The organism is Mesorhizobium sp. B3-1-7 (genome assembly GCF_006439385.1).
Classification (GTDB): Bacteria; Pseudomonadota; Alphaproteobacteria; order Rhizobiales; family Rhizobiaceae; genus Mesorhizobium.
Window position 1 is genome coordinate 1 of the sequence record NZ_VFTL01000083.1, and the last position, 1,782, is coordinate 1,782.

The 1,782-nt window shown below is 67.6% G+C and carries 1 protein-coding gene; it reads left to right on the plus strand.

What is annotated here, in order from left to right; translation table 11 throughout:
- Positions 1-97: 97 nt before the first annotated feature.
- On the plus strand, positions 98-1,513 hold the full coding sequence (gene lpdA / locus FJ417_RS32955) for a dihydrolipoyl dehydrogenase (RefSeq protein WP_140786337.1): 1,416 nt from the start codon (positions 98-100) through the stop codon (positions 1,511-1,513).
- Positions 1,514-1,782 lie beyond the last annotated feature (269 nt).

Here is a 1,782-nt window from a genome sequence, read left to right on the forward strand (position 1 = left end):
CTGATCTCCCCCCTCGTGGGGGAGATGTCCGGCAGGACAGAGGGGGGCGCGAAGGATCGCGACCTATGTTCCCCAGGCCGCAACATAAGGTGCCATCATGAAAGAAATCTCCTGCAAGCTGCTGGTTATCGGCGCCGGTCCGGGCGGCTATGTCTGCGCCATCCGCGCCGGACAGCTCGGCGTCGACACGGTCATCGTCGAGGCCGGCAAGCCGGGCGGCACCTGCCTCAATGTCGGCTGCATCCCGTCCAAGGCGCTGATCCATGCGGCGGAAGAGTTCGAGAAGGTCGCGCATATGGCCGGCGGCAAGGATCCGCTGGGCATCAAGGTCGCCGCCGCGCCGACGCTGGAACTCGCAAAAACCGTCGCCTGGAAGGACGGGATCATTAGCCGGCTGAATAGCGGCGTTGCCGGATTGCTCAAGAAGGCCAAGGTCAAGACCGTGCAAGGCTGGGCGACGTTCCGGGACGGCAAGACCGTCGAGGTCGAGACCGAGACCGGCACGCAGGTGATCCGCGCCGAGACGGTGGTGATCGCCACCGGCTCGGCGCCGGTCGAATTGCCGTTCCTGCCCTTTGGCGGCCCGGTGATCTCGTCCACCGAAGCGCTGGCGCTGAGTGACGTGCCGAAGAAGCTCGCGGTCGTCGGCGGCGGCTATATCGGGCTCGAGCTCGGCATGGCTTTCGCCAAGATGGGCGCCAAGGTCACCGTGGTCGAGGCCTTGCCGCGCGTGCTGGCGCAATATGATGCCGAGCTGACCCGGCCGGTGCTGAAGCGGCTTGGCGAGCTCGGCGTCGAGGTGATGCTGGGGGCCAAGGCCAAGGGGTTGTCGACCCAGGGACAGGCGGGCAAGGGCGACGCGCTGCTGGTCGAGACGCCAGATGGCAAGAACGCCAAACTCGCCGCCGACAGGATCCTGGTGACGGTCGGGCGCAAGCCGCTGACCGAGGGCTGGGGCCTGGAGCAGATCGACCTCGACAAGGCCGGAAAATTCATCCGCATCGACGACCAGTGCCGCACCTCGATGCGCGGCATTTTTGCGATCGGCGACGTCACCGGCGAGCCGATGCTGGCGCATCGCGCCATGGCGCAAGGCGAGATGGTGGCCGAGATCGTCGCCGGCCACAAAAGAAGCTGGGACAAGCGCGCCATTCCGGCGATCTGCTTCACCGATCCGGAGCTGGTCACCGCCGGCCTGTCACCGGAAGAGGCGAAGGCGCTCGCCGGCGAGATCAAGATCGGCCAGTTTCCCTTCGCCGCCAACGGCCGGGCGATGACCAAGCAGGGCGAGGACGGTTTTGTGCGGGTCGTGGCGCGCGCGGACAACCACCTGGTGCTGGGCATCCAGGCGGTCGGGCAAGGCGTGTCGGAACTGGCGGCAGCCTTTGGTCTCGCGCTCGAGATGGGCGCGCGGCTGGAGGACATCGCCGGCACGATCCATGCGCATCCGACGCAGGGCGAAGGGTTCCAGGAAGCGGCGCTGAAGGCGCTCGGCCACGCGCTGCATGTTTGAGTCCGGGGCAGGTCGACCCCCACTCCGTCGAGCTGCGCTCGACACCTCTCCCCCGATCGACGGGGGAGAGGAAGGGCGCGAACTTAGTCTGCCAGGCTCCCTTCCTCTCCCTCCGGAGGGGGGAGAGGTGGCGCCGCGAAGCGGCGACGGAGTGGGGGAAGGCGCTGCTCAGATGCGCTGCCGGTGACAACTCGCTACGGCGCCTAATCAAGGCGAGGCATCGTCCCGGCTGAAATAACAACGCCCGGCGGCGGTGGCGCCCCCCCCCC